The sequence below is a fragment of the Stenotrophomonas sp. TWI587 genome, assembly GCF_039674145.1.
GTDB classification, from domain to species: Bacteria; Pseudomonadota; Gammaproteobacteria; order Xanthomonadales; family Xanthomonadaceae; genus Stenotrophomonas; species Stenotrophomonas maltophilia_AY.
Genome location: NZ_JBDJMW010000003.1, coordinates 387,818 through 403,758, shown reverse-complemented (window position 1 = coordinate 403,758; position 15,941 = coordinate 387,818). Strand labels below are relative to the sequence as shown.

The 15,941-nt window shown below is 66.6% G+C and carries 10 protein-coding genes and 1 pseudogene; 5 read left to right on the top strand and 6 right to left on the bottom strand.

The genetic code is table 11. The features are described from left to right. Positions 1–131: 131 nt before the first annotated feature. Both ABE464_RS07445 and ABE464_RS07440 read right to left on the bottom strand, forming a co-directional pair. Positions 132–2,423: an NADP-dependent malic enzyme gene (locus ABE464_RS07445; protein ID WP_259259179.1), complete on the bottom strand. Its 2,292-nt coding sequence runs from the start codon at positions 2,421–2,423 to the stop codon at positions 132–134. Between the two features lie 255 nt (positions 2,424–2,678). After that, positions 2,679–4,028 carry a dicarboxylate/amino acid:cation symporter gene (locus tag ABE464_RS07440; protein WP_346471414.1) on the bottom strand — a complete coding sequence of 450 codons (1,350 nt, stop codon included), beginning with the start codon at positions 4,026–4,028 and terminating at the stop codon, positions 2,679–2,681. A gap of 261 nt (positions 4,029–4,289) precedes the next feature. Here ABE464_RS07440 and ABE464_RS07435 point away from each other — a divergent pair, with 261 nt between their 5' ends. Together ABE464_RS07435 and ABE464_RS07430 are read left to right on the top strand one after the other, a co-directional pair. Then, positions 4,290–5,456 carry a porin gene (locus tag ABE464_RS07435; RefSeq protein ID WP_346471413.1) on the top strand — a complete coding sequence of 389 codons (1,167 nt, stop codon included), beginning with the start codon at positions 4,290–4,292 and terminating at the stop codon, positions 5,454–5,456. A gap of 56 nt (positions 5,457–5,512) precedes the next feature. Next, on the top strand, positions 5,513–8,164 hold the full coding sequence (locus ABE464_RS07430; RefSeq protein ID WP_346471412.1) for a PAS-domain containing protein: 2,652 nt from the start codon (positions 5,513–5,515) through the stop codon (positions 8,162–8,164). A gap of 22 nt (positions 8,165–8,186) precedes the next feature. Here ABE464_RS07430 and ABE464_RS07425 read toward each other — a convergent pair whose 3' ends face one another. The 4 genes and pseudogenes from ABE464_RS07425 to ABE464_RS07410 form a co-directional block, all read right to left on the bottom strand. Continuing rightward, positions 8,187–8,837 (bottom strand): response regulator transcription factor, encoded by a 651-nt coding sequence (locus ABE464_RS07425; RefSeq protein ID WP_346471411.1) that lies wholly within the window; start codon positions 8,835–8,837, stop codon positions 8,187–8,189. 191 nt (positions 8,838–9,028) lie between these two features. Continuing rightward, positions 9,029–10,078 (bottom strand): annotated as a pseudogene (locus ABE464_RS07420) (ABC transporter substrate-binding protein); the annotation flags it as partial. Continuing rightward, positions 10,075–11,457: a sensor histidine kinase gene (locus tag ABE464_RS07415; RefSeq protein ID WP_346471447.1), complete on the bottom strand. Its 1,383-nt coding sequence runs from the start codon at positions 11,455–11,457 to the stop codon at positions 10,075–10,077. The pseudogene ABE464_RS07420 and the gene ABE464_RS07415, both read right to left, overlap by 4 nt. After that, positions 11,447–12,145, bottom strand: coding sequence for a response regulator transcription factor (locus tag ABE464_RS07410; protein WP_346471410.1), 699 nt, complete (start codon positions 12,143–12,145; stop codon positions 11,447–11,449). The genes ABE464_RS07415 and ABE464_RS07410 overlap by 11 nt, the downstream gene beginning before the upstream one ends. A gap of 156 nt (positions 12,146–12,301) precedes the next feature. On the opposite strand from ABE464_RS07410, the gene ABE464_RS07405 reads away from it, so the two are divergent. Genes ABE464_RS07405 through phbB form a run of 3 tightly spaced genes read left to right on the top strand, consistent with a single transcriptional unit; the run spans position 12,302 to position 15,618 of the window. Continuing rightward, positions 12,302–13,483: a porin gene (locus ABE464_RS07405; RefSeq protein ID WP_346471409.1), complete on the top strand. Its 1,182-nt coding sequence runs from the start codon at positions 12,302–12,304 to the stop codon at positions 13,481–13,483. A 40-nt stretch (positions 13,484–13,523) separates the two neighbouring features. After that, entirely contained in the window at positions 13,524–14,852 is a 1,329-nt protein-coding gene (locus tag ABE464_RS07400; RefSeq protein ID WP_346471446.1) for a CitMHS family transporter, read from the top strand. Between the two features lie 25 nt (positions 14,853–14,877). Next, positions 14,878–15,618 carry an acetoacetyl-CoA reductase gene (gene phbB, locus ABE464_RS07395; protein WP_346471408.1) on the top strand — a complete coding sequence of 247 codons (741 nt, stop codon included), beginning with the start codon at positions 14,878–14,880 and terminating at the stop codon, positions 15,616–15,618. The last annotated feature ends 323 nt before the right edge of the window (positions 15,619–15,941 follow it).

Sequence of the window (15,941 nt, the reverse complement as noted above, 5' to 3'; positions counted from 1 at the left end):
CGCCACAACGACTCAGGCCGAAGGCAAACAGGGCCTGCCGACCCACGGTCGGCAGCTACCGGTTTCGCTGCCCGAAACGAGAACGCGCCCCGAAGGGCGCGTTCTGGCAACTCAGAGGAGGGAAGAACGCCTTACGCGTTCTTCTCCGCCTCCAGTTGCTTGCGGATCTGCGCATCCACGGCCGCGATGGCGGTCATGTTGAGCACGCGGCGCGAGGTCGCGCTGGTGGTCAGGATGTGCACCGGCTTGGCCACGCCCATCAGGATCGGGCCGATCGCCACGCCGTCGGTGAACACGCGCACCAGGTTGTAGGCGATGTTGGCCGCTTCCAGGTTGGGCAACACGAACAGGTTGGCACGGCCCTTCAGCGTGCTGTTGGGCAGCAGCTTCTGGCGCAGGGCTTCATCCCATGCGGTATCCCCCTGCATTTCGCCATCCACGTTCAAGCGCGGGTTGCGCTTGAGCAGCATCTCGCGGACCGCCCGCATCTTCAGCGCGTCCTTGGAGTCGTGGCTGCCGAAGTTGGAGTGCGACAGCAGCGCCACCTTCGGCTCGATGCCGAACAGCTTCATGCGGTACGCCGCCTGCAGCGTCGCTTCGGTGATCTGCTCGGCGGTCGGGTCTTCCTGCACGTGGGTATCCACGAAGAAGAACACGCCCTGCTGGTTGATCACGCCGGTCATCGCCGAGGTGGAGGTCACCTTGGCTTCCAGCGGCAGCACGCTGCGCACGTAGCCGAGTTTCTTGTGGAAGCGGCCGACCACGCCGGTCAGCATCGCGTCGGCTTCGCCACGCGCCACCATCACCGCCGCGATCAGGGTCGGGCGCGAGCGCATCAGGTTCTTGGCCGCAGCCACAGTCACACCACGACGGCCGGTGAGGTTGTGGTAGTACTGCCAGTACTCGTTGAAACGCGGATCGTCGTTGATGTTGGTGATGTCGAAATCGACACCGGCCTTCATGCGCAGGCCGAGGCGCTCGACACGGGCCTCGATCACGTCCGGGCGGCCGATCAGGATCGGCTGCGCCAGGCCTTCATCGACCACGTTCTGCACCGCGCGCAGCACCACTTCTTCCTCGCCTTCGGCGTACACCACGCGCTGCTTGTCCGACCGCGCGCGGTCGTAGACCGGCTTCATCATCAGGCTGGTGCGGTAGACGAACTGGGCCAGCTTCTCGCGGTAGGCGCCCATATCGGCGACCGGACGGGTGGCTACGCCGGAATCCATCGCGGCCTGCGCCACGGCGGCCGACAGCTCCACCAGCAGGCGGCGATCGAACGGACGCGGAATCAGGTAGTCACGGCCGAAGCTCGGGGTCTCATCGCCATAGGCCGAGCCCAGGTCGCTGGCCTCGCGGCGTGCCATCGCGGCGATCGCGTGCACGCAGGCGATCTTCATTTCTTCGTTGATCGCGGTCGCGCCGACATCCAGCGCACCACGGAACAGGTACGGGAAGCACAGCACGTTGTTGATCTGGTTCGGGTAGTCCGAACGACCGGTACCGATCAGCGCGTCCGGGCGGACCGAACGGGCCACTTCCGGCATGATTTCCGGCGTCGGGTTGGCCAGCGCGAAGATCACCGGATCCTTGGCCATGGTCTTGACCATGTCCGCCGTCAGGATGCCCGGCGCCGACAGACCCAGGAAGATGTCCGCACCGTCGACGATCTCGGCCAGCGTGCGCTTGTCGGTATCACGCGCGTAGCGCGCCTTTTCCGGGTCCAGGTCGGTACGACCGGTGTGGATCACGCCGTCGCGGTCGAAGGCCAGGATGTTCTCTTTCTTCAGGCCCAGCGAGACCAGCATGTTGACGCAGGAGATACCCGCCGCGCCCATGCCGGTGGTGGCCAGCTTCACGTCTTCGATCTTCTTGCCGGTGACGAGCATGGCGTTGAGCACCGCCGCGCCGACGATGATCGCGGTGCCGTGCTGGTCGTCATGGAACACCGGGATGTTCATCCGCTCGCGCAGCTTGCGCTCCACGATGAAGCACTCCGGCGCCTTGATGTCTTCCAGGTTGATGCCACCGAAGGTCGGTTCCAGCGAGGCGATGATGTCGACCAGCTTGTCCGGGTCGTTCTCATCGATCTCGATGTCGAACACATCGATGCCGGCGAACTTCTGGAACAGCACGCCCTTGCCTTCCATCACCGGCTTGCCGGCCAGCGGGCCGATGTTGCCCAGGCCCAGCACGGCGGTGCCGTTGGAGATCACCGCGACGAGGTTGCCGCGGGCGGTCAGTTCACTGGCTTGCTGCGGGTCGGCCATGATCGCTTCGCAGGCGTGTGCCACGCCCGGCGAATACGCCAACGACAGATCACGCTGGGTCAGCATCGGCTTGGTCGCTGCGACGCGGATCTTGCCCGGCGGCGACATGCGGTGGTAATCGAGGGCAGCCTGTTTGAAATCTTCGTTGGACATCGCTTTCTGCAGATGAATGGGCGAGAGGAACAGGGGATCATACCCCCGTTGGCGTGGACGGACCTGTCGCTACGCTGTCGCGGCGATGTTGCAACCGCACATAATCCAACGCAGCGCACAGCCCGTTCGCCGGCGTATGCGGACCAGCCTGCCGCGCACAGATGACAGCGCGCATCGGGCCTTCAGAACAAAACATGGCCGTGCCGCCCCGGCAGGAACGGCACGACCATGCACCACACCATCAGGTCAGCGGGCTCAGTGCGCCGGGGCCGGCAGCGTGTCCGGCAGGTCGGCGACGACCAGCGGCGGCAGCTCGGCTTCGCGGCCGTCCAGCACCATCGCCAGGCGGTCGCGATCCAGCGCGTTTTCCCAGCGCGAGACCACCACGGTGGCCACGGCATTGCCGATGAAGTTGGTCAGCGAGCGGCATTCGCTCATGAAGCGGTCCACGCCCAGGATCAGCGCCATGCCGGCCACCGGGACTTCCGGCACCACCGCCAGGGTGGCGGCCAGGGTGATGAAGCCGGCTCCGGTGACGCCGGCGGCACCCTTGGAGCTGAGCATCGCCACCAGCAGCAGGGCGATCTGGTGGCCCAGGGTCAGTTCGGTGTTGGTCGCCTGGGCGATGAACAGCGCCGCCAGGGTCATGTAGATGTTGGTGCCGTCCAGGTTGAACGAGTACCCGGTCGGGACCACCAGGCCCACCACGGACTTGCTGCAGCCGGCCTTTTCCATCTTTTCCATCAGCGAGGGCAGCGCCGATTCCGAGGACGAGGTGCCCAGCACCAGCAGCAGTTCAGCCTTCAGGTAGCGGGCCAGCTTGAACACCGAGAATCCGCACAGGCGGCAGACCACACCTAGGATCACCGCCACGAACAGGAAGGCGGTCAGGTAGAACGAGCCGACCAGCCAGGCCAGGTTGACCAGCGAGCCGACCCCGTACTTGCCGATGGTGAAGGCGATCGCACCGAACGCGCCGATCGGGGCCGCCTTCATCAGGATATGGACCAGACGGAACACCGGGGCGGTCAGCGCCTCCAGGAAGGTCAGCACCGGGCGGCCCTTGGCGCCGGTCAGGGCCAGCGCGATGCCGAACAGCACTGCCACGAACAGCACCTGCAGGATGTTGCCTTCGACGAAGGCGCTGACCAGGGTGGCCGGTATGATGTCCAGCGCGAAGCCGACCAGGGTCAGCTCATGCGACTTCTGCACGTAGCCGTTGACCGCGGTCTGGTCCAGATCGGCCGGGTTGATGTTCATCCCCGCGCCCGGCTGCACCACGTGGGCCACCACCATGCCGACCACCAGGGCCAGCGTGGAGAAGAACAGGAAGTAGGCCATCGATTTGGCGAACACCCGGCCCACGGTGCGCAGGTGGGTCATGCCGGCGATACCGGTGACGATGGTCAGGAAGATCACCGGGGCGATGATCATCTTCACCAGCTTGATGAAGGCGTCGCCCAGCGGCTTGAGCGATTCGGCGAAGGCCGGCTCGTAGTGGCCGAGGATGGCACCGAGAACGATCGCCACCACCACCTGGAAATACAGTTGGCGGTAGAACGGCAGCGGCTTGGCCGCCAGCGGGGCGGTGGTGGGAACGTGCATGGGAAGCTCCGGCAGTGTCACGAAGGATGCCGGCCGCGCTGGGCGGCATCTGGCGTGGCCTTTTTACGCCCGCATCCGGCCAACGCAGATAACCTATTGGTACTAGCCCCCCGGTTCAGCTGACCGCACTGCCTACACTGGCCTGGCACCGCGCCCCCACGGCGGCGGGTGGCCCCGCGGCGGATCACGGGTAAAATTCCCAAAGATTTGCCGTTCGCGGCCGTTGTTGTTCTGCCCCACTCTTACTTGCAGCTACCGCCCATGCGCTCTACACCCCTGTTCATTGCCCTGGCCCTGGCCACGGCCCCGCTCGCCGCCACCGCGGCCGATTGGGACAACTGGCCGACCAAGGCCACCTTCAGCGATGGCACCGAACTGGCCGCCACCGCCAACATCGCCTACGACCTCAACGACTTCTCCGGCAACAGCGGCATTGAAGATGCCGACGCCGTGCGCCGCAAGGAGTTCGGCGCGACCCTGAAGAAGAAGGGCTTGTATGACGCCATGGTCTATTACGACTTCCAGTCCGATACCTGGCTGGACGTGTTCGTCCGCTTCGAAAGCAAGGCCTTCTTCGGCAGCGACATCGGCCGCTTCCGCTTCGGCTACATGAAGACCCCGGTCGGCCTGGACGCGGGCACCTCCTCGCGCGCCGGCAGCTTCCTGGAGACCGCCCTGCCCGTGCAGGCGTTCTACGAAGGCCGCCGCACCGGTGCCGAATGGGTGCTGGAACGCCCGCAGTACCTGCTGCAGGCCGGCGCCTATGGCGGCAAGGATCTGCAGGGTGACAACCCCGGCACCACCCAGGCCGTGCGTGCGGTGTGGACCCCGGTCAAGGCCGCTGGCGACGTGGTCCACCTGGGCCTGGCCTATTCGCAGGAGAATCCGCGCGGTTACCGCGATGGTCGCGATATCTCGCGCCCGGCCAGCGCCCGCCTGCGGGCACGCCCGGAAGCCGGCCTGACCGATATCCGCCTGGTCGACTCCGGTGCGCTGACCACCGCCGACAAGATCGTGCGCACCGGTCTGGAAGGCATCTGGATCCGCGGTCCGTTCTCGCTGCAGGGTGAAGCGCTGCAGACCACGGTCAGCCGTGATGGCAAGCCGGATTACACCGGCAACGGCCAGTACGCGATGGCGAGCTGGATCCTGACCGGCGAATCGCGCCCGTACAACGCCGGTGCCGTGGCCAACGTGAAGCCGGCGCACAGCTACGGCGCAGTCGAGCTGGTGACCCGTTACAGCCGCATCGATCTGGACGACGCCGATGTGTTTGGCGGCCGCCAGCACGACTGGACCCTGGGTGCCAACTGGTACCTGACCTCGCACTTCAAGTTCCAGGCGAACTACGTGAAGGTCGACGCCAGCCGTCGCGGCGTGCGCAGCCAGCCGGAAATCTTCGAACTGCGCGCTCAGATGCACTTCTGATCCCGCCCGGCGGACGCGTTGACGCGCGTCCGCCGTGTCCTGCCTAGACTGACGGCATGTACCGCGTCTCCCGCTATCGTCCCTGGCTGCTGATCATCGCCCTGATGATCGGCGGCACGGCGCTGTGCGCGCTGCTGGCCGGACGCTATGCACAGCAGCGGGCGCTGGACGATGAAAGCCAGCAGGTCCGGCGCCAGCTGGGCCTGTACGCGCAGACCCTGCAGCAGCGCATCGATCGTTTCGGTACGCTGCCGCAGGTGCTGGCGCTGGACCCGGACCTGCACCAGGCCGTGTCCCACCCGCTCACCGCCGCGGAGCGGCAGCGGCTGAATCTCAAACTGGCCCAGGCCAACAATGTCACCCGTGCCTCGACCCTGACGCTGATCGACAGGCACGGCATCGCCGTGGCGGCCAGCAACTGGGACCAGCCGACCACCAATGTGGGCGAGGACTACAGCTACCGCCCCTACTTCCAGCAGGCGATGGCGCACGGCAGCGGGCACTTCTACGGCATCGGCATGACCACCGCCGTGCCTGGCTATTTTCTGTCGCAGGCGCTCTATGACGACCGCGGCGCCGTGCTGGGCGTGGTCGCGATCAAGATCGAACTGCGCGCGCTTGAGCAGGAATGGCTGCAGAGCCCCGACATCGTGCTGACCACCGACGCGCACGACGTGGTGTTCCTCGCCAATGCCGACGACTGGCGCTATCGCCTGCTGCGCCCGCTCGGTCCGCAGGAGCGCAAGGAGATGCTGGCCACCCGCCAGTATGCGGATCGGTCACTGCAGCCGCTGCAGGCGCGCACGGTGGAGGTACTGGCCGATGGCGGGCGCATGGTGCGCATCGAGCAGCCCGCACTGCCACGGCCGGTGCTGTGGCAGACCCTGGTACTGAGCGAGCCGCAATGGAAGCTGCACCTGCTGCATGACGCCAGTGCCAGCACGGCGGTCGGCCGCAGCGCCGCGCTGGCTGCCGGCGGCATCTGGCTGGCCATGTGTTTCCTGGGCCTGTTCGTGCAGCAGCGCCGGCGGCTGGCGGCGCACCGGCAGCGCAGCCGGCGCGAGCTGGAGAGCGTGCTCAAGCAGCACGCACAGGAGCTGCGCACCGCCCAGGACGGCGTGCTGCAGGCCGCCCAGCAGGCCGACAGCGGCCTCAGCCGCAGCCTGGCGCACCTGCCGCAGGGCGTGGTGGTGATCGACAACGAACAGAAGCTGGTGGCCTGGAATGCCCGCTATCTGGAGCTGTTCCGCTTCCCCACCGGGCTGATCCGGGTGGGCCGACCGATCGAAGAGATCTTCCACTTCAACGCACGGCGTGGCCTGCTCGGCCCCGGGCCGATCGACGAAGCAATCGAGCGCCGCCTGAACCACCTGCGCAGCGGCCGCCCGCACATGCGCGAGAGCGAAAAAGACGACGGCACCGTGCTGGAAATCCGCGGCAACCCGTTGCCCGACGGCGGCTTCGTCACCAGCTACGCCGATATCACCGCCTACAAGAACACCGCACGCGAGCTGCGCTCGCTCGCCGATGCGCTGGAACATCGGGTCGCCGAGCGCACCCGCGATCTGGATGAGGCACGCCGCGAAGCCGAGCGGGCCAACCGCTACAAATCCCGCTTCGTGGCCTCGGCCGTGCACGACCTGCTGCAGCCGTTGAACGCCGCGCGGATGTTCGTCTCGGTGCTGCGCGGCAAGCTGCAGGGTGATGCCCGCGAACTCAGCGAGCATGTGGACGCCGCGCTGGCCGCGCAGGACGCCATCCTCAACAGCCTGCTTGACATCTCGCGACTGGAATCGGGCGCACTGAAGACGCATGTGCGCGCCTTCGCATTGTCGCCGCTGCTGGAAACGCTTGCCCGTGAATTCGGCTTGGCCGCCGACAGCCGTGGCCTGCAGCTGCGCTGGGTGGACACGCGCGCGGTGGTGGTCAGCGATGAGGCCCTGTTGCGCCGGATCCTGCAGAATTTCCTGTCCAACGCACTGCGTTACACCCCACGTGGCCGCGTGCTGATCGGCTGCCGCCGCCACGGCGATCAGCTGCGCATCGAAGTGCATGACCAGGGGCCGGGGATTCCCGAAAGCCTGCAAAGCGAGATCTTCGAAGAGTTCCGCCGCTTGGACGACGGCGTGGACCAAGAGCGTGGCGCCGGTCTGGGCCTGGCGATTGTGGAACGGATCGGCCGCCTGCTCGGCCACCCGATCCGGCTGCGTTCGACGCTGGGGCGTGGCAGCGTGTTTTCAGTGAGTCTGCCCCTGGGTGAGGCTGCGGACGTGGTGATCGCACCGGTGCCCGCGGTCACCCCGGTGGTCGACAGCGCCGATGACAGCCCGTTGCGCCACTGCCGGGTCTGGAGCATCGACGACGACCCGCGGGTCTGTGCCGCCACCCGTGCGCTGCTGGAGCGCTGGGGCTGTGTCGTGGAACTGGCCGATGGACCACACGCCGCGCTGGAGATCGCCTCGGCGTTCAACGTGCCCAAGCTCCTGCTGCTGGACGTGCGCATGGGCCAGTGGCACGGCCCGGACCTGTATGAACACCTGTGCGGCCTGTGGCACGCGCGCCCGCCGGTGATCCTGGTCACCGCAGAGCGCGACGACGCGTTGAAGGCCCACGCTGCGGAGAACGGTTGGGGCTTCCTGTCCAAGCCGGTGCGCCCGCCCGCGCTGCGGGCCCTGATGACGCAACTGCTGCTACGCCACCGCAGCTGAGCCGGCGTCGGTAGACCCCTCGCTAGACCCCGGCGCCAGCATCGCCTTCCGGCTCCAGCGCTTTCACCAGCACCGCCGCCTGTGTACGGCTGTGGCATTCCAGCTTCTTCAGGATCGCGGTGACGTGCACCTTGACCGTGTTCTCGGCCAGGCCCAGCTCATAGGCGATCTGCTTGTTGAGCAGGCCATCGGCCAGGCACAACAACACCCGGAACTGCTGCGGGGTGAGCTGGGCCAGGCGCGCGGCGAGCAGCGCATCGGATTCGGAGCGCTCCGGTGCCATCGCCGGGAACCAGACCCCGCCATCAAGCACCGCCGCCACCGCCTGGCCGATGGTTTCGGCCGGGGCAGACTTGGGAATGAAACCGGCCGCGCCGAACTGCTGCGCACGCCGGATCACCCGCGGGTGGTCGTTGGAGGACACGATCACCACCGGCACATCCGGATGCGCGCCACGCACATGCAACAGCGAGGAAAACCCCCGTGCACCGGGCATGGTCAGATCGAGCAGGACCAGCTCGATCTCCGCATGTTGATCGAGCGCGGTCTCCAGCGTCGCGGCGCTGGCCACTTCGATCACATTGACGTGAGGCAAGGCCTGACGCAGCGAATGCACGACCGCAGCACGGAGCAGCGGGTGGTCGTCGGCGACCAGAACGGTGATGTCACTCATGCGCCGATTGTAATGAGGTTGGACGGCCAGCGGAGGCATCCCCGGCGTCCCCGAGGTGCCAACCCAGCCCTGCCTACACACGTTGAGCGTCTGGAGAAAAGCCCCCTTCGTGTTGAAGGGGGCGCGCCAACGGCGCGGGGTTGAGGTGGAATGCGCGGGCAGCAGGGGCGGTGAGGCCGCCAGCGGCCTCGACGCCCCTGCTGCATGCTGCCGCGCCAAGCGTCCAGGAACTGGCGGCGCTTGAGGCCGTCCAGGTACACCAGCAGCCCCGGGCCGAGCTGGATCGGGCGGTAACTGCGCTCCGGCGACGCGCCACGGCGCTGGCCCGCCGCCGGCAGGATCGGCATCAACCGCGCTTCGCGGGAGAGCACCTGTTGCCCGCGCGGCGACAGCAGATAATCCAGGAACCGGCGGGCTTCATCAGGGTGCTTTCCTCCTCGCGGGATCACCGCGGTGCGCAGCATCACCAGGGTGTAGTCCTCCGGCTCGATGATGCCCAGCGGCGCGCCGGCATCGATGCGCGCCTGCGCATACGAGCCCAGCACGTTGTAGACCAGCGAGAGCTGGCCGCTGCTGACCCGGTCGAGCAGCACGCCGGTGCGCTCCTCCAGCTGCACCCGGTTGTCGCCCAGCGCACCGAGCAGCGCGCCCGCCATGCTGCCGCGCTGGCCATCCTGGGTAGCCAGCAGATAGCCGACACTGCTGCGCTGCACATCGTAGGTCCCCACCCGGCCCAGCAACGACGCATCCGGCGCACGCAGCAGCTCCAGCAATTGACGCCGCGTGTGCGGCACCCGCGCAGCCGGCAGCATGCGCGTGTTGTAGACCATCGCGACCGGCTCGTAGCTGATTCCGAATGCCTCGTGCCGCCACTGCGCCCACGCGGGCAACGCATCGGTCTGCGCCGAGCGGTGCGGCAGCGCATGGCCGTCGTTGACCAGCTTGGCCTGCAGATCCATGCCACTGCTGATCAGCATGTCCGGTGAAGCCGGGCCGCTGCGATCACGCAGGTAACGCGCATACATGTCCTGGGTGATGATGTCTTCGTAGACGATCTCCGTGCCCGGATGCAGCCGCTGGTAATCGGCGATCACCGTGGCGAACACTTCGATGTCGGTCGAGCCGTGGATGCGCAGCTGCGCCGTCGGCGCCCCCTGCGCCGGGAAGCGCTGCACGTCCCCGGGGTCGGCAACGACCGCGGCAGTGAACAGCAGCATCAGCAGGCCGTACCAGCGTTTCATGCATGTCTCCTCGGCAGGCGGATGGTGGCGATGAGGCCACCGTCGACCCGGTTGGACAGATCGATGTGGCCGCCATGGCTGTCGACAACCCGCTTGACGATTGCCAGCCCGAGTCCGGCGCCCCCGGCCGCCGCGCCCTCGCCGCGCGCGAAGCGCTCGAACACCCGCTCCGCATCGGCGGCCGCGATCCCGGGGCCATGGTCGGCGATGGTCAGCACGCAGTGGCTGTCATCCGTGGTCAGCGCCAGCTGCAGTACACCGTCGCCGCCGTATTTGAGCGCATTGTCGATCAGGTTCTTGATCGCTTCGCGCAGCAGCAGTGCATCCCCGTTGACCCACGCCGGATCGCTGGTCACCGCCAACTGCACGCGAGGTGCAGGCAATGCCTGCGGCAAGGCCTCGTGCAGGGCCTGGTGCACGATCTCGGCCAGATCGACCAGGGCGAAACGCTGCAGATTCGCGCGATGGATCACACTGGCATCGCTGAGCAGCTGGTTGAGCAGGCGGCTCATGTGGGTCGCGTTGCGCTCGATCGCCTGCAGGCTGCGGCGCATGTCTTCAGGGTCTTCGTCGTCCAGCGCCAATTGCGCCTGAGCGCGAAGCGCGGCGAGCGGCGTGCGCATCTGGTGCGCGGCTTCGGCCATGAATGCGCGCAGGGTTTCGTTGCTGGTCGAGAGCCGGCCCATGAAGTGATTCAGCGCCCCGACCATCTGGTCCATTTCCTGCGGCGTGGCTGCGTCCAGTGGCCGCAGATCGGACGGCTCGCGTTTGGACAGTTCGCGTTCGACCCGCACCAGCGGCCGCAGCGCACGGTGCACGCCGAGCGCGACCAATGCCAGCGACAGCAGCGAGAGCACCACGATCGCCACCAGCGCGCGGGTCACCATGTCCTGCGCCAGCGCCTCGCGTGCACGCCGGGTCTGCCCCACCTGCACGCGTACTTCGGCCTGGGCCGACGGTGATGACACCCGTCGCGAGACCACCACGAAGCGCACGGTTTCGCCGCTGTAGGGGGCGTCGAACAGCTGCGGGCGATCGGTCGGGGTGCGCGGTGGCGCCGGCAGATCGTCGTAGCCGGTCACGGTCTGGTTGCGCGCGTCGAAGACCCGATAGAACACGCGGTCCTCCGGCGCCATCGCCAGCAGGTCAAGCGAGGCGTACGGCAGATCCACCTGCCACTGTGCATCCACCAACGCGACCGAGTCGATGATGGAGAGCGCCGAAGACACCAGCAGGTGATCATAGGAACGATTGGCGGCACGCTGGCCGTAGTCGCGCGCGCCGAAGAACAACGCGACCGCAAACAGTGCCATCAAGCCACCGAGATACAGCCACAGCGTGCGCCGGATCGAAGAGGGCGCGCGCGGCTCAGTCGCCATCGCTGCTGCCCATGGCCGTTGCATCGTGCGCCTCCAGCAGATAGCCGGTGCCACGCACGGTCACGATGCGCAACGGTGCCTCGGCCAGCTTGCGGCGCAGGCGGCCCACGTAGAGCTCGATCGCGTTCGGCCCGGCCTCGTCATCAAAGCCGAACAGGCCGTTGCCGATCTCGTCCTTGCCGACCACCTGCCCCAGCCGCCCCATCAGGATTTCCAGCAGACGGTACTCGCGGTTGGGCAGTTCGATCGGCTGGCCATCCAGGCTGACCCGGTGTGCAGCGTTGTCGAACTGGAAGCCGCCGATCTGCACCACCTCGCTGGCCTGGCCGCGGGTACGCCGCAGCAGCACGCGGCAGCGCGCCTCGAACTCGCGGAAATCGAACGGCTTGCCCAGGTAATCATCGGCGCCGACATCCAGCGCCTGCACACGGTCTTCGATGCCATCGCGCGCGGTCAGCATCAGCACCGGCGTGCTGTCACCGCGTTCGCGCATGCCGGCCAGCACGCGCAGGCCATCCAGTTTCGGCAGGCCGATATCGAGCACGACCAGATCAAAGCTCTGGTAACGCAGCACGCTTGCCGCCGCCAGCCCATCGCTCTGCCAGTCCACGGCGTGCCCACTGCGGCGCATGCGGCGGACGATCGCGTCGGCCAGGTCCGGGTTGTCTTCCACCAGCAGGATGCGCATCGGTCGGGATCGGGAAAGGTGCACGAATGCTAGCGCGTGCGGCCGCCTCCGTGCGCTTCGCTGCGGTGCAGCAATGGCTGACAGGTGGATGACAGCATCCCGGCACTAGGCTGCGCCAACGCGACACCACCGAACACACGGTACCTGGGAGGGGCCATGGAACTGAACGCATTGCGCTGGTGCATGCCGGCCGCCTGCACGCTGTTGTTGGCCGCACCTGCCTGGGCCGCCGACGACAGCACTGACGACCGCCCGGTCACGGCCAGCCTGGGCGGGCGCCTGCATCTGGACTTCGCCGATTTCCACAACGACAGCCGCGGCACCCCGAACAAGGACGACACCGAGATCCGCCGCGCGTGGGTTGACGTGTCCGGCAAGTTCTTCGCCGTCGACTACAAGCTGGAAGCAGACGTCTCCGGCGACCGGGTCGAAGCCAAGGATGTGTTCGTCAGCCGCAGCTTCGGCGAGGCCGGCAAGCTGACGGTGGGCCAGTTCAAGCAGTTCTTTTCGCTGGATGACCGCACCAGTTCGAACTACGGCACCTTCCTGGAGCGCGGCAATGCCGGCACCACGCTGGCGCCGCTGTATCGCCTCGGCGCCTCCTGGCAGGCCGCGCGCGGCGACATGACCTGGGCCGCCAGCGCCTACAGCCTGGAGAGCATCGATGCGTGGCAGGTCAAGGGCCGTGCCACCGGTGGCCGCGCGACCTGGGCCCCTGGCGCCACGGCCGGTGATGTCCTGCATCTGGGCGTGTCGCTGGCGCATGAGCGCTACGACAACCCGGGCGCCGACGGCGTGCCTGCCCTGCGCATCCGCCCACGCCCGGCCGGTCACCTCTCCGACAACAGCCGCCTGACCCTGGTCGATTTCTCGGCCGGTCGCGATACCGACGTCAACAAGTGGTCGCTGGAGTACGCACAGGTGCACGGCCCACTGTCCTGGCAGGGCGAGTTCAGCGGCGCCACCTTCGACGATGGCAGCCAGCGCGGCACGGTCCTGGCCGGCTACGGCCTGGTCAGCTGGTTCGTCACCGGCGAATCGCGCGTCTACGATCGCAAGACCGGGCGTTTCGGCCGGGTCAAGGATTTCCAGCACCGGGCCGGTGCCTTCGAGCTGGCACTGCGTTATGACCAGATGCGCGGTGAGCAGCACCTGATCGGCCAGCCCGACCTGCGTGACGGCCAGACCGAGGCATGGACGCTGGGCGGCAACTGGTACATGCGCCCGAACCTGCGCTTCATGCTCAACCTGATCGAAAGCCGCAACCGCGACCGTCTGGCCGACGCCACCGTGGACCGCACCCGCGCGGTCACCGGCCGCCTGCAGTACGACTTCTGATTCCTACTTCCCGCACCGTTTCTTCTGGAGAATGCAGATGATGCTGAGCATCCTCGGCTTTGGCATGGTCATTACATTCATGTACTTGATCATGAGCAAGCGGCTGTCGCCGCTGGTCGCCCTCATCACCATTCCGATCCTGTTCGCCTTGATCGGCGGCTTCGCGGCCGGCATCGACGACATGATGCTGGAAGGCATCAAGAAGATCGCGCCGACCGGCGTGATGTTGATGTTCGCGATCCTGTACTTCGGCGTGATGATCGATGCGGGTCTGTTCGATCCACTGGTGCGGATCATCCTGCGCTTCGTCAAGGGCGACCCGATGAAGATCGTGCTCGGCACCGCCATCCTGGCGATGCTGATCTCGCTCGACGGTGACGGCTCGACCACGTACATGATCACCGTGTCGGCCATGCTGCCGCTGTATCAGCGCCTGGGCATGAATGCGTTGAACATGACCTGCGTGACCATCCTCGCCGGCGGCGTGATGAACCTCACCCCGTGGGGCGGCCCGACCGCGCGTGCGGCTACCGCGCTGCATGTGGACCCGGCCGACGTGTTCGTGCCGCTGATTCCCTCGATGGTGATCGCCTGCGCCGGCGTGCTGGTGCTGGCCTGGTACCTGGGCATGAAGGAGCGCCGTCGCCTGGGCGTGGTGACCCTGCCGCAGGGCGGCAGCTGGATGGACAACAGTGTGTCCGATGATGGCAACACCCTGCCGACCGTGGAAGACGCCGAAGACATCAAGCGCCCGAAGCTGTTGTGGGTCAATCTGGGCCTGACCATCGCCCTGATGACCGCGCTGATCATGGGCCTGCTGCCGATGCCGGTGCTGTTCATGGTCGGCTTCGCGATCGCCCTGGTCATCAACTACCCGAACCTGGCCGAGCAGCGCCGCCGTGTGGTCAACCACGCCGGCAACGTGCTCTCGGTAGTCTCGCTGATCTTCGCGGCGGGCATTTTCACCGGCATCCTCAACAACACCGGCATGGTCGAGGCGATGTCGCACAGCTTCCTGGCGATCATTCCCGACAGCTGGGGCCCCTACCTGGCAGTGATCACTGCGCTGGCCTCGATGCCGTTCACCTTCTTCATGTCCAACGACGCCTTCTACTTCGGCGTACTTCCGATCCTGTCCGAAGCGGCCGGCAACTACGGCATTACCCCGGTCGAGATGGCGCGCGCCTCGCTGGCCGGCCAGCCGGTGCATCTGCTCAGTCCACTGGTGCCGTCGACCTATCTGCTGGTCGGCCTGGCCAAGGTGGAGTTCGCCGACCACCAGAAGTTCACCCTGAAGTGGGCCATCGGCATTTCGCTGCTGCTGATGTTCGGCGGGCTGCTGTTCGGCCTGTATCCGCTTGCGTCCTGATCCGCCTACCAAGGAGCGTTCCGCCATGACTCTTCGCATCGCCTACGTCACCAGCGCCATGGGCAGTGTCGGCACTGCCATCTGCCAGAAGCTGGCCCGCAACGGCCACACCGTGGTTGCCGGCTGCGCACCGAACTCCCCGCGCAAGGCCGCCTGGCTGCGCGAGCAGCGTGAGCTCGGCTTCGATTTCATCGCCTCGGAAGGCAACGCGGCGGACTGGTCCTCGACCGTGGCGGCATTTGCCAAGGTGAAGGCCGAGGTCGGCGAGATCGATGTGCTGGTCAACAATGCCGGTGGCAGCCGCGATGTGCTGTTCCGTCAGATGAGCCCGGACGACTGGAATGCGGTGATGGGGTCGAACCTGCACACGTTGTTCAACATCACCAAGCAGGTGATCGATGGCATGAGTACGCGCGGCTGGGGCCGGATCGTGAACATCGGCTCGGTAAGTGCGCACAAGGGCCAGATCGGCCAGGTGAACTTCGCGACGGCGAAGGCGGCGATGCATGGTTTCAGCCGGGCGTTGGCCAATGAGGTGGCGACGCGCGGGGTAACGGTGAATACGATTTCGCCGGGGTACATCGCGAGTCAGTCGATCAGCAGTTTTCCGCCGGACGTGTTGGATCGTCTGGCAGGTTCGGTGCCGATCCGGCGCTTGGGCAAGCCGGAGGAGGTGGCGAGTCTGTGTGCGTGGTTGGCATCCGATGATGCGGCGTATGTGACGGGTGCGGATTATGCGGTGAATGGTGGTCTGCACATGTTCTGATGGTTTTTCGCATCCGACGTGATGCGTGGCCTCCCCCACGAGGTGAGCCGCGATGCTGGTTGGCATCGCGGCTTTTTTTTTGCTTCTCATTCGAACTTTCGTGGAAAGCTGGACTACGTGCGATGGCGATGGCGATGGTAACGGCGACAACAGATCAAAAGCCGGTGGGCAGGCTCGTGTCGCGCTGGGTAGGCACGGGTGGGTTGGCGGGACCCGCTGCAAGTACGTCCATGTAAGCTCGTATGCCGCCATCCATGGCGGCATACGGTCCCGCCAACCCACCCGTGCCCACCCTTTGACAGGACGCTGGTGCGCAACGAAAG

Bases quoted from the DNA above. Each gene is read 5' to 3' on its own strand.
- ABE464_RS07405 (WP_346471409.1), top strand. From the start codon at position 12,302: ATGGAACTGAACGCATTGCGCTGGTGCATGCCGGCCGCCTGCACGCTG.
- ABE464_RS07410 (WP_346471410.1), bottom strand. From the start codon at position 12,145: ATGCGCATCCTGCTGGTGGAAGACAACCCGGACCTGGCCGACGCGATC.
- ABE464_RS07440 (WP_346471414.1), bottom strand. From the start codon at position 4,028: ATGCACGTTCCCACCACCGCCCCGCTGGCGGCCAAGCCGCTGCCGTTC.
- ABE464_RS07435 (WP_346471413.1), top strand. From the start codon at position 4,290: ATGCGCTCTACACCCCTGTTCATTGCCCTGGCCCTGGCCACGGCCCCG.
- ABE464_RS07400 (WP_346471446.1), top strand. From the start codon at position 13,524: ATGCTGAGCATCCTCGGCTTTGGCATGGTCATTACATTCATGTACTTG.
- ABE464_RS07415 (WP_346471447.1), bottom strand. From the start codon at position 11,457: ATGGCGACTGAGCCGCGCGCGCCCTCTTCGATCCGGCGCACGCTGTGG.
- phbB (WP_346471408.1), top strand. From the start codon at position 14,878: ATGACTCTTCGCATCGCCTACGTCACCAGCGCCATGGGCAGTGTCGGC.
- ABE464_RS07430 (WP_346471412.1), top strand. From the start codon at position 5,513: ATGTACCGCGTCTCCCGCTATCGTCCCTGGCTGCTGATCATCGCCCTG.
- ABE464_RS07445 (WP_259259179.1), bottom strand. From the start codon at position 2,423: ATGTCCAACGAAGATTTCAAACAGGCTGCCCTCGATTACCACCGCATG.
- ABE464_RS07425 (WP_346471411.1), bottom strand. From the start codon at position 8,837: ATGAGTGACATCACCGTTCTGGTCGCCGACGACCACCCGCTGCTCCGT.